Genomic DNA, 15,465 nt, shown 5'->3' on the forward strand with positions numbered 1-15,465 from the left:
GGTGTTTCCAAGACAATACTCGCTATTGGTAGTATATCGAACGGCAAAATTTTTACACGAATCCGGTGTATTCGAGAGCATGGCCCTCCGAATAAACGTCCACCACTCGATTCGTGGTCTCGACCCTCTACAGGAGGCGGTATATCGATGACTGCGATTCAGACGACTGGAGTTACCAAACGCTACGGTGGTGAACCGGCTGTTGCGGATCTCGACCTTACAGTCGAAGACGGTGTCGTCTACGGTTTCCTCGGACCAAACGGCGCGGGAAAGTCCACCACCATCGACATGCTAATGAACTATACGCGCCCGTCCACGGGCAGCCTTAGGGTTCTCGGATTGGACGCGCAAGAAGACGCTGGCCAGATTCACGCTCAAACCGGCATCCTCCCTGATCGGTTCGGCGTCTACAGTACTCTCACCGGGCTCGAACACGTCGAATACGTCCTTGACGCCAACGACGCCACCGGAGACCCCGAAGTGGTTCTCGACCGCGTTGGCCTAGGCGACGCAATCGACCAGCGCGCCGGCGGCTACTCGAAGGGGATGCAGCAACGACTCGGGCTTGCGATGGCGATCGCCGGCGAACCCGAGCTTCTCATCCTCGATGAGCCGTTCTCCGGCCTCGACCCCTACGGCGTCCGACTTGTCAGAGACGTTGTCGAGGCAGAACGTGACCGGGGGGCGACCGTCTTCTTCTCCAGTCACGTTCTCGACCAAGTCGAACGAGTTTGCGACCGAGTCGGCCTGCTCGCCGATGGCCAATTGATTGCCGAAGGCACGCCGACCGAGCTCAGAGACGTGGCTGGCGTGAAAACCCGGCTTCACATAGAAACGGCTGATGAGGATTTGGCGGAGGAAGGTATCCGTGATTTCGACGGCGTCGAGGACGCCACTTACGAGGCCGGCGAACTCGTGGTTACGTGTCCACGGACCGCCTGTTACCAAGTGCTACGGAGGCTGGAAGGAGCTGGAATGAGCATTCGGTCGTTCGACGTCGAGCAAGGAACGATCGAGGACGCCTTCGTCGAGCTGGCTGACGCCCGAGCTGACTAGTCGATACTTCGATGACGGTAGAGCGCGACAGCAACCGCGAAGGGGACGAGCGCCCACAGGAGCAATTCGACCAGGGCGACGGACGGATGCAGATACCAGACGGGCACGTCAGATCCGTACTGTATTCGGACGACGACCAGATTGGAGACTTGATTTGGCTGTAGTTCACTGATAACGTTGGTAGCGGAGGCTGCGGAGTTCGGAACGCCGAGAATTGCATTCGTTACGACGGTTGAGAGTCGGAATGGTGGAAGCCAGCGAACGACCAAGTAGAGTGGATTGGTCGATGGAGAAAACCCTGAGACGGTCGTACCTGAGAGCGTCCCGTAGAGCGTGTTCGAGATCTGGAACCACGTGATGTAAACGGCGGCGAAGGCGAGGACTGTGAATCCGGCGACCGTTTGACTCTGCAGAATCGTCGACAGCGAGACGCCAATCCCAGCAATCACAGCGACGAACAACAGGCTGTACGCCAGAAAGACCGCGAACATATCGAGCGGAACGACGCCGTGTTGGGGAACAGCGACCAGACACGTGAGGACGACCGCGAGAACTAATGGAATAGCGAATGCGGCTGCGCGGCCGAGAGTGAATCCGATGAGCGTCTGTGTGCGTGAAATTGCGGTGCCAGCGGTGAAGCGAATCGCGCCCGTATCCCGATCGCGAATTACGGCCCGGAACGTCCCGAAGAGCACGCCGAACCCGCCAATGATATTCAGCGGTGTCTGCAGGGCAGCTAGCGGGACGCGTGAGCCGAGCGCCTCCTGAACGTACGTTGGTTGTGAGAGACTGAGGACGGCAGCGACGAACACGAGTCCACCGACGAGCCAGACGAGTGGACTGCGGGCGAGCCGATGGAATTCACGGCGGGAGCGGGGGCAGGGATGGTATCGCGTCGACGAGGCGGCGAAATAGCCCGCCCTGACTATGTGGGGCGAGGTCGCCGCGCTGGAATGTCGTAATACCACCCGCGAGCGCGAGCGCCGGCCACGCTAGCAGGAACCCGAACGCCCACCATGAGGAAATTGGCGGGGGTGTTGGGGCGAACTCTGCTGATTGGCGTAGCGCATCGGCAACCTCTGTGATGGCGACATTGGGGCCGATGGGGACGCCGAACAGCCAGTTCGTGAGTACGAGGAACGCACTCCTGGGTGAGAGCCAGCCGGCTATCTCGAACAGCTTGGGGTGCGCGAGCTCGCTTCCGGGAGTGGTACCAGTCGTGAACTGCCATATGAGTGGGAGCGTGATGCCGTTCCAGAGCGTGAGGCCGATAGTCACGATGGTCCCGAAGATGACTGCGCGAGTCGTCGACGAGCTGGCAGCCGAGAGTCCGACGATTAATCCAGTCCACGCGAACACGTACGCTGTCGAGAAGGCGAGAAACCCAAGGAACAGTACCGGGGAGAATTGGCCGTACCGGAGTATGTCGTATCCGACGACGAGGACGGTAGCGGTGAGGATTGGGACGAGGAGGGCTGTCCCGCGTCCGAGGACCATTCCGAGAACGAGGCGAGGTCGGGTTGTTTTGGTGCCGAGGAGGATACGGGCTGTGCCGGATTCGCGTTCGCGGGTGATGGCTCGGAAGCCGAGAGCGGCAGCAGCAAACGGGACGATAAGGACAGTTGCGGCCTGGGCGTGAGCCAATGAGACGGCGTTGCCGATGATTCGGGTGGCCTCTGGGCTGGGTCGGGCCACGATTCGACTGAAGACGATGAACACCAGGGCGGCAAGCCACGTGGTCTTTCCACGGAGATACCGCCGGCATTCCGTTCGTGCGATCGTGGTGGAGGGCATGTTTCGGGATTTCTCTTAGGTGTGCTTATTGAATTGCTAATCTGAGATGGTTAAGAAAACGTGATTTCGTCGCCATCGATGGATACCGAGTGCGTCTCAGAGTCGTCTTCTGTGCCAGTAATGTCTAATTGTTCAGTCGCTGAAGGCCCATCTGTCACGTTGACGGAGACGGTGTACTGACCATCGCTCTCGAAGACGTCGTCGATTGACGCATTTGGTTCCGTATTCCGCTTTACGACGGGGACCTCGAGTTGCTTCTCGACGAGTGCTTCACCGGCCTCGTTAGTCACAGTCACGTCGATAGTTATCGGGTTCTCGTTGTGGTTGAGGAAGATGAGGTCCGAGGACCCTTCTGGAGTGGCGGACAGGCAGCCAGCCAGACTGCCACCTACTCCTGCGATAACTGCGGTGATAACCCGTCGCCGAGAAAACGAATTGGCGAGTGAGTGAGCCATCGGTTACGCGATCATCGGGGTGAGGTATGATGCGATGACGAACGCGATGAACTGCGTTATCGGAGCTACCACAGCGATTGCCCGTGACTTGTAGTGGCCTGCGATGGCGTACAGTCCTGAGAGGGCAATCACCGAGAACGCGAAGTTCGTGACTGAACTCACGAACAGCAACGAACTTGATGACGCATCAGAGACGAGGTCTGGGTTGTCCATGACGATGAAGAACGTGCCGAAGAGGGCAACTGCACTCGCGATAGCGCCCCAGATTCCGAGGACGCCAGCGACGGCGAGTTCTTCGTTGGGATAGTAGTGGAGGTACGCGAGGGTCGCGATGGCTGCCGGGAACCCGATCGTGAGGACGAACACGATATTCCCGGAGTCGAGCATTCCCAACCCTTCGATGATGGCTAGGATGATACCGAGGATGGCGGACCCAGCGATTGCTGCGTCGATACGTCTGCGGTTGGAGGTGGCTGTGTTACTCATGCTCGAAAAAGTGACGTGCGTGTGATAAATACTTTCTGTTCGATGTGAGGCCTCAGAAGATCTCCTGGAGGAACCCCTTGTTGTAGTACCCCGTCTTCACGAGGACGTTTCTCGGTCGCATCGGTGACATCGTCGTCGTCCTTCCACGAGTCGGGATTGTTGTTGATTGTGTCGAAGATTGCCCCCAACGTAGTCGTGGGAGACGTCTGCGAGGTCCTTCACAGCCTATGAGGGACCGCAGATTCCCGAACCGAACCCCGAAATTGCTGGGTACGTCTGGCCGACACTCAACTGGGGGACCTACGTCGAGTGGTGGCATACGAACCACTGCTGACCTTATTTCCGCTGTGAGAGTGGGATTCAGGGCTTGGATCGGCATTTCACAGCGAGCGCGAGGAGGCCAAGAATACCAGCGAGCGTGCAGCCGGCGTAGACGGGGATGAACCGGACACCGTCGACGAAGAATGGATTCCATGCGATTGGCGAGAACGGACGCGCGTCAGTATACAGGATCGAGTCGAGAATTACGTGCGAATACACGCCAATAAGACTGCCTGCGAGAATCGCTCTGGAAGACGTGTTTTCGGTTAGCCGAAGGCGGACAAGCAGGTCTTCAATAGAGCTGGGGAGTACCGAGAACGCGGCTGCGAGTAGGCTTGCGATGATAGTGCCGCCGATGAATGTCGTAAGGATGCCGTGGATTGGTGGTTTGAGTGGCCCGAAGACGACAAGCGCCGCACGAACGTCGATGATAACGCTTCCGACTAAGAGTGCTGGCAGGTCAAGCCATTTGTAGAGGATAACTCCTAGAAGGAGGGGCGGACCGAGGTGGAATGGGGTGAAGGGCATAATGCAGATGAATTTCCCATTCAGGAAGTAGTTTCCTTTCGGTGGACTGCTGTTTGTAGTAGTAGCTGACGTACAGACGGAGAAACCGAGTGGACTGATGAAGAAGAAGATGTACCGGTTTATCGTGAGGACGCTATTTACACGAAAATAGTCGAGGAGAGTTACTAGAACGACGACTGGAGTTACCAAACGCTACGGTGGCGAACCGGCTGTCGCGGACCTCGACTCTAAGAGACGGCGAACATATTTTTCCAGTTATATTCTCCTAGATGACGCCGAAGTCGGTTGGCGGGTAAGAGAAGCGAGCAACTTCGAGTTAGGCTGTGCAACATTGATATCGATGTTCAACTGGTGAACACTCAATTACTGCTTGATTCTTAATTCCGCAAATAGCAATATAAAAACCTCTTTATTATGATTAGTATAAAAATACTAATTCCCTGCGAGAGTTGCTACTTTTGCAGTACAATGCAAAACGACGACGAAAAATCCAATTCCGAATTGGATAATAACCATACTAGCCGTCGAACAGTATTAGCAGGCCTAAGTGGTCTCGCTACAGGATCAAGTCTACTAGGAGTTTTCTCAAATAATACGGCCTCAGCAACCTCGATAAGTACAACTCCAGAACAGATTCCATACACCGATAAAATCGACGAATACGCTTGGCACGAAACAAAAACAGAAACGAGCTGCTTCTCCAGCTATGGTGATATAGACGGTAAGTTATTTATCGATACAACCTTCGCCATTAGGAAGGCCTACGAAAGCCCAGGAACAGACACCCGTGTATACGAGTGTGCAGTCTTAACCCGATTCAATTTCCGCACTCTCACTACTGTTGATACTGAAGATCTCTCTTGTAGCGATATAGGGCGTGAATTAGGCGATAATTCCAACGCATCTGATGCTCGCACGATGAAGATCGGAGTAGAATCTGGAACACTTTACCCCCCAGATGGTCCAGGTGGCCGTGGCGTCTATCCAAAAGAGATTGGTTCTGACCATGATTTCGACGATACTGCTGAAAATATTGCTTTCACTCTCGCAAAAGCAGGCCTCTCAGCTACGTCCATCTCTGGCTCAGTTGCGGTCACTGCAGCAACTGTTATAGATGAACTAGTTAGTGGAAGTAACGTAGCCACGGACACAGACAACGAGTATATGTGGTCGCCACACGACGGTAAATGGGACCCAGCCACATACACGAAGTTCGAAGCACTCTGGTGTGATTTCTTCGTGCGATCTGATGGTTCCACGCTTCCAAATGTTACTATCGGGAGCGCTACATCTACACCGGAAGGCGCTAAAAATGCGGGTCCAGACGCCGCTTGGCAATATGATTTTAATTGGGATAGTGCGGATGTCTCGCCAGCTGAACTCGATCCAAATTCCTCTAATACCGAAACCGTTCAACCAGAAGAACTTGAGCACGAAGTACTAAAGGAACTAGCTGACGGTGAACCGTTGATTGTTCGGCGTGACATCAATGCTGACGTTTCTGAATCAAAGGAGACTCAAGGAGCGTCCAAAGAAGGGAGTGAGTAAGGTAGGGTCATCCAGACTCTGCTTGATCTCTCTTCAGCAGTCCCCAGATGAATTAGAATAGAAGTCAAACCCGCTTTGTGAGTAAGTGATAATCATATCGTAGCATTCTTTCTCTGTATATTCAATCGACGAACTGACTTCTTCTTTTGCGACAGCAACTTCAACCTCAATCCGGCCCCTATTAGAGGGAATTTCGGTTATCATAGCTGTCCTATTCCCCTCCTCAGATGCGACAGTAAATGATTCTTGATAGACTCTTTGTCCGTCTTCGCGTAGGGTAACGGTGAAATCATGCTCACGCTCAGTTTTATTGATTAACTGTATGCGTGTGACTTCTGCTGACGGAGACGATGTACTCAAGCAACCACTTATTGAAATCACTCCAACTAGCCCAACAAGATATTGCCGACGCGATTCCATATTGACCTAATGTACGGCTCCAAAAATGAAATTTGGGACTGACTGAAGTTATGAACGGGCGATACACGCAAATGGTGCCATCGCCTTTGACGGCCCTCCGACAAACTTCATGAGTCACGACTATGCCTACGTCTACATCTGGGAGTCCGGTTTCTTTCAGCCCACTACCACGGAGGGGGAAGACGGGACCGTGAGATACGGACTCGAGCCAGTCCCACAAGAGGAGGTGGTCGACTATGTTGCGATGCCATTCTCCAAGGCTTCACTTGGCGTCAGAACCGCGATCTCCCAAGGCAAATATGTGACCAGCGACGAACTAAGCGGCGCTCAGGAATCTGTCGGTACTGACGAGGGCTACTTTGTCGTCTCCGCAGTATTTTCTGTCCATCACCAGCCAGAATGAATTGTGACTGTCGTCGTACTCCAGTGGATACTTGGATTCATTGATGCATTCTTGATACTTCGAAGACAACGACAACGGGTGGAACAAGGTGACTAACTGATCTCGTTGGCCAATTTAAAACGTGTGATGCTCGCAATTTAGTCTTTCTTGTAGTTCGAATCAGCCGAGTGGTTGCCGTTATCGTCCCATGGATTTCGACGTATGGAGTATTGGATTTGATGCACCCCACTTTGACTGGATCGCAGAATGCGAACTTTTTCAGTTGTTATCGTTGTTGGTTTCGGAGTCCTGGCCGAATCCAGCGTCCCACAGCCGGTACTTTGCTGGATCGTAGTTATCCCTATCAGGGGGTATCTCTCGAATCACGAATTCAACTACTCCTGAGACGACCATCCCAGCGACCAATAGCCAGAACCACGGGAGATCGGATAGGAGTCCAAGTCCGCCCACGGTCACGATCGCAGCGACGAGCGTGATCCAGTGGTCTTCGTTCATGAGTATCTTCGAACTCGAGGTGTTGGCTGTCATGGTGTTGGTTGTACCCGTATTTGGTTGTGGGACCTATTAAAGCCGTAGGGGAGCAATAGCGAACCAACGAGGGTTGCTTGCTCCCTTAGCAGAGGTCTACGCCAGCTCGAGAAGACTGAAACCATCAAGCGATACGGGACCGCGCCGCGCCCCGACCACTAACCGCTTGTTCCTTTCGAGTTTACGGAACGTTTCTCGCTTGATAGCAGTTTGGTGCTATCTCTATATGACAATATGGCGTCGTATATTGTGTGCTTTTTGCAGAGAAGCGGCACAATCTCAGAAGATGGGCTTGACTTGTAACTTACAGTATGAGGAGAACGAATTCCCATATCGATAGTCTGCTGTACACCGACCTTGCTGTGGCGTTCGCTCCATAGCAAAAGCTTGACCAAAATCAGGTGGTGCCTCTTCGTCCGGCTCTTAGCCTGCTCACCATATTGGCTCGCGAACCGTACGGGCAACTACTATAGTGGGTGAAGATAAAGCCGGGTTAGGGGAGTGTAATATCTGATCCAGCCTGATCTAGATTCACAAAAATACCGCCATTTTGTTGGAAGACAACCTCGAATTGAACGTTTTCTACATCCACGCTGTTTCCAGCTGAATTAAATGCGATGACCTCGGTCTTGTCACTGTCTTCGGGCGAGATTGTCAGACTATAGAATCCTGGGGTTCCCTCAAAGTCATCGATAGTGAGTATTTTTCCGCCACTTGGTATTTCCTGAATTCTACGGATTGGTTGGTCCGGGTTAGTATTGCTTTGCGCGTAGACGAGTGTGAACTCTGCACGAATAGATTGATCTGTATCATTCCGAACGCGAATTGTTTCGAGTCTAGGTGTAGTATTATTGTTTCCTCCTATAACTGCCGAACAGCCAGAGAGACCCAAAAGAGACGCGACGCTACCTGTAATTACAGTTCTTCTAGTAGCGGTGAGTGAGTCATGCATTATTATCAAAGTCGCGCGTGGAGCACTTAGAATTACTGGGTGAGCGACTGGCCAGCATCTGAACTAGTGGGCGGTGAATGACGTTTAGTAACAGGGGGGAGACAGGCAAACCGTGTCAATTATGACACGAAATGAACGTAACCGGATGAAAAGTCGACGAACCTTCTTAAAAACAGCTGCGGCAGGTAGTGTCGGCTTGGCAATTCCAACAACGGTTGCTTCGGCTGCTCCGACTGATGAAGAGAAACGAAATGAAGAGCAACAGCAGTTCGAGAAAATAGCGAAAGATCGCGATGAGAAAACTATTGAAGAGTTCCATCAGGAGCTCCGGGAAGCCGGCTTTGATGTGTACACAACTAAGAAAAAGTACAACCTGAAGAATGATGGAAAAGAAGTTGAGGAGCAAGATTCCGATAGTAATGAAATCTCACCACAGAAAATTCCAGAGTCGGATATAGAAGTCGATCTGTCGCTGTACGTGAATGCTTACTCAGACTAGGCAGATCTCGACTGGACTTTTGAGACAACTGCCTTTGTGGAGGGTGACAAACCTAAAGACCTCATTACAATTGGTTGGTCGGATACTCAGTATCTATACGATGGCCAAGGATGTAATTCCGGGAAAGGAGAAATTGGGTTGAAAGATCGGGACGCAGCAGGAGCCGTTTGGTCATGGCAGGATAATAATGTTGGTGGTGATACTGAGTGGAGTGGGAATGCAACAGCGTACCTGCAAAAACAAGATGACTGCCACACAAAGCAAGTGTATGGTACATTTTGCCACACTTGGGATAGCGTTTCTCTTGAGGGTATCAGCTTCGGTCCTGGCGGCGTTAGTGTTACGTATGCAAATGAATCTAAGCGGTGGAAGATCTTTCCCGAAGATAGCTTTGAAGGAACCTGCTAATGAAAATTAGTCATAACTTGTGGATAGTCTGAGGAGAGTTTAACTATCGTTCCCGCTACAGGGGCTATTTCTCCTTTCAATTAACAAATTTACTAGTTGGCACTGTCTAGTTGAGTCAGTTTGAGAAGTGAGCAAGTCGTTGAGTTAATCGACCAAGATGCTCGCAGACCTGCTCAGCGAGTTCTATGACGCGGATTTAGAAGAAAATTGGGAGAACGAGCAGACGGCGACACCTGTCAGGGCGTTCGCCGTCCGCCTCCACGAAACTGGTTGTTCGCTCCGCGAGACGACAACGATCTTAGCGGAATTAGGCGTTCAACGCTCTCATGGCGCAGTTTGGAACTGGGTGCATCGGCTGGCTGACAGCGGACGCGACCCGCCTGAGGCACAGCCGAAGCAGATCGCGGTTGACGAAACCGCTGCCATAAAAGTAAAACGTCCTGAAGACCAATCTGACGATATAGTTGTGACACCGACATATGACCTGTCATAGTGGCTTCCACCAGTAGCATAATGGTTGAACTATTCATTCCCGCTATCGGATTGGTCGTGGCAGTGGGATTACTGTGGAAAGCATCGCAGTCCCCTGAACAGCGCCTATGGCACATTATTGGGGCGCTTGGATGGGCTGTATTTGCTGTCTCTGGATTTACTACCGGCTACATCCAGATCGTGGTTGCTGGTATATCGATCGCCATCTTTGGTGTCGCTATATTAGTCCGCAGAAAAACCACGCACAAAGAACCGGTGGGGGTGTGAGAGCGTATTTGGTTAACAGTCGGCGTTGATCAACGCTGCAATTGTTGCCTTCCCCGGCCCAACTCCCGTCTAAGTATCTTCGACAACCATATATTATAATGATACTTCACTTCCATCATGGTCTCCGATAAAGCACGCCTCCGGTATATCCCATATGGGTTAGTCGTCCTCGGTGTCATAGCCGCGTGGTATGGTTACTTTGAGCGGCTTCCTATGCTTTTCATCGGAGTCGCCGCCATACTTGGAGCAGGCTATGTTCTTATTCGAGGATATACTGCCACTAATATTGCGCTGATGTTTGGAGTGTTAGCACTAAGCGGCTTGCTTGGCGTAATCTACGCGCTCGGCGTCACGGAACCCACGATATGGGCTGTCGCATATCTAGCAGTTGGGACCGCGGCAGGTATACGGTTCAGACAATACTGGCAGGCTCGTCCGTGGGAACTAGAAAATAGCGGTTAATAGAGGGGATTCACTTCGCGTTCCAAGGTAAGCTAACCCACTGCTGAAGGGGGTTGGTTAGCTTCCCGAATGGGAAGTCTGACAGAATTGGATAGCATCACGGAAGGCGCGGATGATAACCGTTCTACAGAGGTCTGATTCAGAAAAATTAAATATATATTGTCCGATAGTTAGTAGAGATGCCACAGACTCTACTGGGAACGAGTGTTGACGACGTCGTTCACGCTATCTTTAACGCTGAACCCGACGAGCTGTTCGTCGTGAACCCCGCCGGTGAGACCACCGAGGAACTCGTCGACGTCGCCAACGCCTACGACGAGGAGCTACCGTCCATCAGCCTGCTCGGCGACGAGCGAACGCTGAAGGACGTGACCGACGACTTCATCGCCGCGAGCAACGCCGCGAACCTCGTCGAAGCCGGCGACCTCGAGCTTCGCGTCTTCGACGGGGGCGCGCGGAGTTCGATGCTCGTCACTGAGAACCGAACGGTCGCGCTTGTTGACGTTGATGATCTCGTTGGTGGCCTCACCACAGACGATACCGAGTTCGCCGAGACCGCCTACGATGCCGTTGCTGACGACTGGGCGGCCGCCGAGGCGTTCACGCTCCGCACGCCCGCCATCGACCGCGTCCGGCAGACGCTCGACGAGGATATCGGCGAAGATGTTGAAGCCGATTTCAGTGACGCACTGGCTTCGATGGAGACCGCCCGCGGCGACGGCGACGGCCTCGACGAGGTCACCGTCAGCCTGCTGGTCGCCGCGAAGAACCGCGAACTGCTCTACGACATCAGCAAGTGGGGCGAGGACGTCGGTGTCGCGTCGAAGGCGACGTTCTCCCGAGTGAAAAAGAAGCTTGAAGACCTCGGGCTCATCGATACCGAGAAGGTCCCCCTCGATGTTGGCCGGCCGCGGCTCCGCCTCAAACTCGCCGATGAGCGCCTCGAGGACGCGCCGCCCGCGGAACTCGCGAGCGCCGCCCAATCGATTCTCTCTTGACATCCTCCCCGCGCTAAAGCGCGAGGATTCCTCCGTTGGGGGTTCGTGTATAACCTCAGCGTTGATGTCCCGCCGGTCGACAACGCTGCTGTGGCAGTCATCCACAGCGGGAATGTGTCCGGGTGTGGAGTGTGGACTGGAGAGCTCCCGTCATATTGTACGCCGAAACCATCCACAGCGTACTAGACCCGGTAGCCATCCACAGTCGGCATTCGGTGAACGAACGGAACAACGTTAGCGCAGTTGCTGCATCTAGGTGATTAGTTCGGGATGCTTCGATTGAAGATTGAACAGCCACACAACCACTAAAGATTTGACTTTGGAACGAATTTGATATGATATGAATGTCGCCCGAGCAAGCCCGCTAGACGGTGTCCCCGATAAATTCGACGGTGTTGCTGCGCTTGTTGCTGGTGTAATTCTCGGATGGGGGTTTCTATACGCCATCAAACCAATTCTCGGTACGACCGCTGCGTTAGCGGTTCTATCGATCTACTTGGTTGGACGAACCGCTGATTTCGTGCATATTTCCGTCGTCGTTGTGTCCTGGGTACCCGTCTTCATCGGCCTCTATAGTTCTGGGCTGTTAGGCGGACTCACTGGCGGCGTCCTCGGACTCCTAATCTACGATATCTGGCTTCGAACCAATGCCAGCTAACGCCATGCCCTAGACCACAGCCCCCCTTCGCGTCCTTGAACGACTACAAACGAAACTGCAAATCTTGGGAGATGCCGGGTCCACAATCGGCGCGAGCACAGAACAGGATTGACTTACCGAGTGACCATCGCCTGAACTACTGACAGGTGCCGGGAAGTGATAGGAGAAGGGACAGGAGGCCGATCGCGGCAATTCCTGGAAGAAAAATGCTCGCGACAAAGAGAGGGTCCAGGAATTCAGGTGGTCGCCAGTCGAAGACGAGGACAGCGATCAGGAACGCTGTCGCGGACCAGAGCAACCAGTAGACGGGATTGCGGAGCCGCGAGTCAAAATCCACCGCTTCTCTGACAAACTGGAATACACGACCCATATCAGTTGTTGGCACTCCGGTTTCGTTATTCAGCGACAATCCGATACTATCCCGTAATATACCATTAGTGAAATAGTTGTGCTAAATAATAAAATCATGGTCATTCGCGGACCCGTGAATTAGTCGTTCGCGGAACCTTGGAATCGTACTCTGCAACGGTCAGTACAGGACTCCTACTGCGCACGGGAGTACAGAATTGCGCTCCCATATTGGAGAACTGTCGTTACGAGGAGCGCGACGGCTCTTGTGAGTTCCCCCGCTCCAAGTGAGAACGCCAGTTCATAGACGCCGATGAAGATGCCGGCGGTTAAGAGTCCGGCTCCGACCGTCCAGAGCACTGCGTATGCCGTCGAGTCGGTTCGCGGCCAGTATTCATCGTACACGAAGACGAGAGTGAGGAAACTTATCGCAAGGAGGAACCGCACCTCAAAGGCCTCACCAAGCGGTATCAGGAAGAAGGCGGCAAGTGCGAATGCGACAGCAGTTAGTGAGACTAACAGGTTTTCCGTCAGGCCTTCCCAAAGTCGTTGTGTGCCGGTGGAAGACGCAGATTCGCTCATTAGCCGTTAATACAGTTTGAAAGTATAAACCTGTGTGGGGGTTAGCTGACTGATTGAATTGGTAGATACGCACACCTACTGAGCGGCTGATTCTCTTCCTTCAACGTTGTAAATAAGTCACACATCAAATCACTCCTTCGAGGTTGTGCGCCCTCCTGAAGTGCTGAGTAGCTCGACATCGCCGATAAGTGTTGTTGAGTTGTTGGTTTGTAGAAATCCAAACGCCGAATCTGTGATGAACAACAACTGCCGCAGAAGGTATATTAGTATACGATGTGTGGGACAGTGGTGAGTTTGGGTGTATCGCCCGTTACTCACAGAGACAGACGCCACCTTCCCGGATTTGGCTAACGGAGAATTCGTGGACAGCGGTGGCGAGGTCAGCCATCGCGTCCGCCTGTTCGTTCGTTGGACGGCCGCCGCCGTAGTAGCTATCGGTCCGATTCTCCCCGTACAGCGCCTTCATGGCCTCTGCTGTCTCCTGCTCGAATAACCCGATCTGGTGTGCGCGCTCGTAGCTGAACTCGTGATCGTGGAAATCTTGGAGGGAATCGGTCGTCATCGCGAGCGCGTACGCTTCGATGGAGCGTTCGACAGCGCCGAAGCAGACCTCGATGACCGCGGTGTAGTAGCCGCCCTGCGATTGGAGCGTGCTAGCAACCTCGAGTAGCCGGCACGCCTTCGTCAGCTGTGTCTTCCAGTCGTCGCCGGCACTGATACCGATCTCGAACTCTGCGCGGCCCCGACCGACCATCTCGAAGGCGTCCTGAGCGCGATCCAACGCCTCCAACACGGCCTCTGGGTCAGACCCGTTACTCATCGCTGCCTCTTTCCTCGAGGAGGAGGTTTTCGACGGTCTCGAAGTCGTCTGTCTGGTAGAGTGGGATGCCGGAGACGACGATTTCTCGGATATCCTCCGTGTACGTGGGGACTGCCTGCACCGCCTCCACGTCGATATCGTAATCATACCGATTTCCGTTGAACTCCGTCTCCTCCAGGTCGCGGGCGATGGTGTTCGCTTCCCGCTGGTTTGCAGCGCGCTCCCCCTGGGTGAGCACCCAGAGGTCGATGTCGCTCCGTCGGTCAGCTTCACCACGCACAACGCTCCCATAGAGGACGACTCCGAGCACGTTGTCTAACGTGGCGGTCAGTTCGTCAACGGCAGTCTTCACGGGTTCGTGGAACTCTGGTTGTGGGATGCGGAGAATCGGGTCGTCGGGGATGGATAACCGCTCTCGGTTGATTTGGACGAGTCGCTGGTTCTGTTTGGAGGATTCGACGACGAGGTCGTTCTTCACGAGAATGTTGACGACGCGGCCAACGGTTTGGTGTGACGCTCCGATTTGCTGTCCAATCTCCCGGAGGGAGAATCGGCTAAACCGGTGGTTTGTTAAAAAGAGGAGGATGTCGTTTGTGGCTTTGCTTCCGAATAAACTGGGGTCTTGAGCGGGTATCGGCAGTGAAATTGATGCTCCGTGTTCGCTGTTCAATTCCATATTCTGGACCATAGTCCAGATAATGGACTGTGGCTATAAAAACTTTAAGTTGAATGGGGTGGAGGCTTAACCTTCAGCAGGGATACCTCCAGAACACCCCAAGGCACACGCCGCCAAATCGACTAGAACCCACTGAACCGCCCCTCCCCCCTCTCCTCCTCCTCCTTCACCCTCCTTCACCCTCCTTCTTCCTGTGAGATAGGGGCCGAATCTATATCAGCAATCCCTTCTGTCGCCTTATCCCCGAGCTTACCGGCCTCTATATGCGAATATCGCTCCCTCACCATATCCTCAGAATTATCCAGATACCGAGCAGCGACCGTATATCCGAACGACCGGACGAGAATCTCGCTCATCCCGCGACGTCCACCGTGTGGCGCGAGGTACTCGTGATTTGGGTCCGATAGTTCGATGCCAGCTTCGTCGGTGAGCCGCTCTAGAACGTTCCGAGCGCCCTTCGTCGTCATCGATGCTGGGCGAATGTCCTCGTCAAGCGCCAAGAGGAGGTCACGCGGATAGTCATCGCGGCGAGCCTCGCTCTCCTCATCTGTCAGACCTCGGTCTGCGAGCTCTTCGCGGAGTAGTTCCCCCAGGTTTGTGGGCTGAAAGTCGGGAAGACCGGCCACCGCTCCGAACGCGGCACCAGTAGTTTCCGGTATGCCTTGAGTGGCTGACTTACCGGCTGCGGCAGGCTTGCCGTGTCCCATTGCTGCTTCTTTCGGTAGAGATCCAAACACCGAATCTGTGGAACTCTCGCTCCTAGT

Annotated in this window: 18 protein-coding genes and 2 pseudogenes; 9 read left to right on the forward strand and 11 right to left on the reverse strand. The window is 53.7% G+C overall.

Annotated elements, in window-relative coordinates:
- The first annotated feature begins 147 nt into the window (after nt 1-147).
- Complete coding sequence (locus tag HHUB_RS14590) at nt 148-1,056, forward strand: ABC transporter ATP-binding protein (RefSeq protein WP_059058787.1); 909 nt, start codon at nt 148-150, stop codon at nt 1,054-1,056.
- Here the strand turns inward: HHUB_RS14590 and HHUB_RS17430 are convergent.
- The 5 genes from HHUB_RS17430 to HHUB_RS14610 form a co-directional block, all read right to left on the reverse strand.
- On the reverse strand, nt 1,053-1,868 hold the full coding sequence (locus HHUB_RS17430; RefSeq protein ID WP_238324090.1) for an ABC transporter permease: 816 nt from the start codon (nt 1,866-1,868) through the stop codon (nt 1,053-1,055). The two genes, HHUB_RS14590 and HHUB_RS17430, sit on opposite strands and share 4 nt — an antisense overlap.
- A gap of 49 nt (nt 1,869-1,917) precedes the next feature.
- The gene (locus HHUB_RS17435; RefSeq protein ID WP_238324092.1) at nt 1,918-2,850 is read right to left on the reverse strand and encodes an ABC transporter permease; all 933 of its coding nucleotides are present in this window, start codon (nt 2,848-2,850) and stop codon (nt 1,918-1,920) included.
- A 50-nt stretch (nt 2,851-2,900) separates the two neighbouring features.
- On the reverse strand, nt 2,901-3,305 hold the full coding sequence (locus HHUB_RS14600; protein WP_059058788.1) for a hypothetical protein: 405 nt from the start codon (nt 3,303-3,305) through the stop codon (nt 2,901-2,903).
- A 3-nt stretch (nt 3,306-3,308) separates the two neighbouring features.
- Nucleotides 3,309-3,791, reverse strand: a complete 483-nt coding sequence (locus HHUB_RS14605; RefSeq protein WP_059058789.1) for a hypothetical protein — start codon at nt 3,789-3,791, stop codon at nt 3,309-3,311.
- A 360-nt stretch (nt 3,792-4,151) separates the two neighbouring features.
- The gene (locus tag HHUB_RS14610; RefSeq protein ID WP_059058790.1) at nt 4,152-4,640 is read right to left on the reverse strand and encodes a DUF4184 family protein; all 489 of its coding nucleotides are present in this window, start codon (nt 4,638-4,640) and stop codon (nt 4,152-4,154) included.
- 468 nt (nt 4,641-5,108) lie between these two features.
- On the opposite strand from HHUB_RS14610, the gene HHUB_RS16855 reads away from it, so the two are divergent.
- Both HHUB_RS16855 and HHUB_RS14615 read left to right on the forward strand, forming a co-directional pair.
- Nucleotides 5,109-6,188, forward strand: a complete 1,080-nt coding sequence (locus HHUB_RS16855) for a hypothetical protein (RefSeq protein ID WP_143416439.1) — start codon at nt 5,109-5,111, stop codon at nt 6,186-6,188.
- A gap of 529 nt (nt 6,189-6,717) precedes the next feature.
- On the forward strand, nt 6,718-7,011 hold the full coding sequence (locus HHUB_RS14615) for a hypothetical protein (protein WP_059058791.1): 294 nt from the start codon (nt 6,718-6,720) through the stop codon (nt 7,009-7,011).
- Between the two features lie 258 nt (nt 7,012-7,269).
- Here HHUB_RS14615 and HHUB_RS14620 read toward each other — a convergent pair whose 3' ends face one another.
- Nucleotides 7,270-7,539 (reverse strand): hypothetical protein, encoded by a 270-nt coding sequence (locus HHUB_RS14620; RefSeq protein ID WP_059058792.1) that lies wholly within the window; start codon nt 7,537-7,539, stop codon nt 7,270-7,272.
- Between the two features lie 493 nt (nt 7,540-8,032).
- On the reverse strand, nt 8,033-8,491 hold the full coding sequence (locus HHUB_RS16860; RefSeq protein WP_143416437.1) for a hypothetical protein: 459 nt from the start codon (nt 8,489-8,491) through the stop codon (nt 8,033-8,035).
- 112 nt (nt 8,492-8,603) lie between these two features.
- Between HHUB_RS16860 and HHUB_RS16865 the strand changes: the two genes are divergently transcribed.
- From HHUB_RS16865 to HHUB_RS16255, 6 genes and pseudogenes are all read left to right on the forward strand, one after another.
- The gene (locus HHUB_RS16865) at nt 8,604-8,990 is read left to right on the forward strand and encodes a twin-arginine translocation signal domain-containing protein (RefSeq protein ID WP_143416436.1); all 387 of its coding nucleotides are present in this window, start codon (nt 8,604-8,606) and stop codon (nt 8,988-8,990) included.
- 565 nt (nt 8,991-9,555) lie between these two features.
- A pseudogene (locus tag HHUB_RS16250) lies at nt 9,556-9,819 on the forward strand (IS6 family transposase); the annotation flags it as partial.
- Between the two features lie 92 nt (nt 9,820-9,911).
- On the forward strand, nt 9,912-10,157 hold the full coding sequence (locus HHUB_RS16870; protein WP_143416435.1) for a hypothetical protein: 246 nt from the start codon (nt 9,912-9,914) through the stop codon (nt 10,155-10,157).
- 117 nt (nt 10,158-10,274) lie between these two features.
- Nucleotides 10,275-10,619: a hypothetical protein gene (locus HHUB_RS16875; RefSeq protein WP_143416434.1), complete on the forward strand. Its 345-nt coding sequence runs from the start codon at nt 10,275-10,277 to the stop codon at nt 10,617-10,619.
- Between the two features lie 179 nt (nt 10,620-10,798).
- A complete protein-coding gene (tbsP, locus tag HHUB_RS14630) occupies nt 10,799-11,617 on the forward strand; it encodes a transcriptional regulator TbsP (RefSeq protein WP_059058794.1) in 819 nt (272 codons plus the stop codon).
- Between the two features lie 340 nt (nt 11,618-11,957).
- Entirely contained in the window at nt 11,958-12,275 is a 318-nt protein-coding gene (locus HHUB_RS16255) for a hypothetical protein (RefSeq protein WP_082687289.1), read from the forward strand.
- Nucleotides 12,276-12,818: 543 nt separating this feature from the next.
- Here the strand turns inward: HHUB_RS16255 and HHUB_RS14640 are convergent.
- The 4 genes and pseudogenes from HHUB_RS14640 to HHUB_RS14655 all read right to left on the reverse strand — a co-directional run.
- Nucleotides 12,819-13,205 carry a hypothetical protein gene (locus tag HHUB_RS14640; protein ID WP_059058796.1) on the reverse strand — a complete coding sequence of 129 codons (387 nt, stop codon included), beginning with the start codon at nt 13,203-13,205 and terminating at the stop codon, nt 12,819-12,821.
- Nucleotides 13,206-13,515: 310 nt separating this feature from the next.
- Nucleotides 13,516-14,025: a DNA-binding protein gene (locus tag HHUB_RS14645; RefSeq protein ID WP_179204602.1), complete on the reverse strand. Its 510-nt coding sequence runs from the start codon at nt 14,023-14,025 to the stop codon at nt 13,516-13,518.
- Nucleotides 14,018-14,713 carry a nucleotidyltransferase domain-containing protein gene (locus HHUB_RS14650; RefSeq protein ID WP_059058797.1) on the reverse strand — a complete coding sequence of 232 codons (696 nt, stop codon included), beginning with the start codon at nt 14,711-14,713 and terminating at the stop codon, nt 14,018-14,020. The genes HHUB_RS14645 and HHUB_RS14650 overlap by 8 nt, the downstream gene beginning before the upstream one ends.
- 164 nt (nt 14,714-14,877) lie before the next feature.
- Nucleotides 14,878-15,434 (reverse strand): annotated as a pseudogene (locus HHUB_RS14655) (site-specific integrase); the annotation flags it as partial.
- Nucleotides 15,435-15,465 lie beyond the last annotated feature (31 nt).

Origin of the sequence: Halobacterium hubeiense (genome assembly GCF_001488575.1) — an archaeon.
GTDB classification, from domain to species: Archaea; Halobacteriota; Halobacteria; order Halobacteriales; family Halobacteriaceae; genus Halobacterium; species Halobacterium hubeiense.

Bases quoted from the DNA above. Each gene is read 5' to 3' on its own strand.
- tbsP (WP_059058794.1), top strand. From the start codon at position 10,799: ATGCCACAGACTCTACTGGGAACGAGTGTTGACGACGTCGTTCACGCT.
- HHUB_RS14640 (WP_059058796.1), bottom strand. From the start codon at position 13,205: ATGAGCGAATCTGCGTCTTCCACCGGCACACAACGACTTTGGGAAGGC.
- HHUB_RS14590 (WP_059058787.1), top strand. From the start codon at position 148: ATGACTGCGATTCAGACGACTGGAGTTACCAAACGCTACGGTGGTGAA.
- HHUB_RS14610 (WP_059058790.1), bottom strand. From the start codon at position 4,640: ATGCCCTTCACCCCATTCCACCTCGGTCCGCCCCTCCTTCTAGGAGTT.
- HHUB_RS16875 (WP_143416434.1), top strand. From the start codon at position 10,275: ATGGTCTCCGATAAAGCACGCCTCCGGTATATCCCATATGGGTTAGTC.
- HHUB_RS16255 (WP_082687289.1), top strand. From the start codon at position 11,958: ATGAATGTCGCCCGAGCAAGCCCGCTAGACGGTGTCCCCGATAAATTC.
- HHUB_RS14600 (WP_059058788.1), bottom strand. From the start codon at position 3,305: ATGGCTCACTCACTCGCCAATTCGTTTTCTCGGCGACGGGTTATCACC.
- HHUB_RS14620 (WP_059058792.1), bottom strand. From the start codon at position 7,539: ATGACAGCCAACACCTCGAGTTCGAAGATACTCATGAACGAAGACCAC.
- HHUB_RS16870 (WP_143416435.1), top strand. From the start codon at position 9,912: ATGGTTGAACTATTCATTCCCGCTATCGGATTGGTCGTGGCAGTGGGA.
- HHUB_RS17435 (WP_238324092.1), bottom strand. From the start codon at position 2,850: ATGCCCTCCACCACGATCGCACGAACGGAATGCCGGCGGTATCTCCGT.
- HHUB_RS16855 (WP_143416439.1), top strand. From the start codon at position 5,109: ATGCAAAACGACGACGAAAAATCCAATTCCGAATTGGATAATAACCAT.
- HHUB_RS14645 (WP_179204602.1), bottom strand. From the start codon at position 14,025: ATGAGTAACGGGTCTGACCCAGAGGCCGTGTTGGAGGCGTTGGATCGC.
- HHUB_RS16860 (WP_143416437.1), bottom strand. From the start codon at position 8,491: ATGCATGACTCACTCACCGCTACTAGAAGAACTGTAATTACAGGTAGC.
- HHUB_RS14605 (WP_059058789.1), bottom strand. From the start codon at position 3,791: ATGAGTAACACAGCCACCTCCAACCGCAGACGTATCGACGCAGCAATC.
- HHUB_RS14615 (WP_059058791.1), top strand. From the start codon at position 6,718: ATGAGTCACGACTATGCCTACGTCTACATCTGGGAGTCCGGTTTCTTT.
- HHUB_RS14650 (WP_059058797.1), bottom strand. From the start codon at position 14,713: ATGGTCCAGAATATGGAATTGAACAGCGAACACGGAGCATCAATTTCA.